Annotated in this window: 2 protein-coding genes; one reads left to right on the top strand and one right to left on the bottom strand. The window is 45.5% G+C overall.

From position 1 onward, the window contains the following. Nucleotides 1-261: 261 nt before the first annotated feature. Nucleotides 262-396 carry an MbeD/MobD family mobilization/exclusion protein gene (locus R7Z50_RS31620; RefSeq protein WP_169629211.1) on the top strand — a complete coding sequence of 45 codons (135 nt, stop codon included), beginning with the start codon at nucleotides 262-264 and terminating at the stop codon, nucleotides 394-396. A 104-nt stretch (nucleotides 397-500) separates the two neighbouring features. On the opposite strand, the gene R7Z50_RS25795 is transcribed toward R7Z50_RS31620, so the two are convergent. After that, nucleotides 501-887 (bottom strand): hypothetical protein (locus R7Z50_RS25795; RefSeq protein WP_318149517.1); only part of this gene is annotated, 387 nt, incomplete at its 5' end.

Raw genomic sequence — 887 nt, 5'->3', positions numbered from 1 at the left:
GGGCAGCCCGAAAGGGAAGAGACTTACCCAATCTGAAAGCGACCAAAAAGATACCCAAATCACTCATAAATTTGAGTCGAAATGGGTAGGGGTCGGCGCAGCCGAAAGGGCGGCGTGCGCTAGCTTTCCTAGCATCCTTATCGTTTCTTTCAGGACAAAGAGGGGCGTTACATCGTGATCCCAGAGGGATACACTGTGAAAGGGGGATTGACTCTCAACGATGGCCAGAACGAACTTATCAAACTGGTGGAGAAGTAGAACATGACCGAGTTAGAAACCCTATTATTGAACGAATTCGAGCAATTGCAGACGCAGCACGAAATACAACAAAAGGAATTTGTGAATCTATACAACGATTTAGCGGAGCAGCTCCAGCAGTTGGAAACCCTGATTTGAATCAAGTATCAGTAATCTCTTTTTCAGGGAGTTTGAATCTGGTCACACGCTGCAATTGAGATTGAAGCATGAAAAAAGGCCCCGAAGGGCCTTTTAAAACTGGATTAGATACAGGTTCCACTGCTGCAATCAGGCATATCGGCCCAGAAGAGAACGTTTTCTTCTTTCACAATGCCCAGAGTCATCATGACCTGAACCAGTGGGCTCTTTAATGCTTGTTCACGATCGGTGACCTCTTCGGATGAAGTGAACACGATGAATTTGATGTTTTCCGCTGGAATAGTGAAATACAAAGAGCTGGCCACACCGGCGATAGTATCAGGCAGCATATCTGTCATCATCAGGACTTCGAAAGAGATGGCTGACGGAATGTTCACCATATTATCAAAACTGCTAATAATGATGTCATTGATAACACCACCGCGAGGATGCCCTTTGAAGAACAGGTCATGCTCCTTACCAATATAGTAAGGGCTGGTTTCGTTGATAGC

Source organism: Vibrio sp. 1249-1 (assembly GCF_033340495.1).
Note: the sequence above shows the minus strand (reverse complement) of the source record. Positions and strands in the feature narration are given on the sequence as shown.

Bases quoted from the DNA above. Each gene is read 5' to 3' on its own strand.
- R7Z50_RS31620 (WP_169629211.1), top strand. From the start codon at position 262: ATGACCGAGTTAGAAACCCTATTATTGAACGAATTCGAGCAATTGCAG.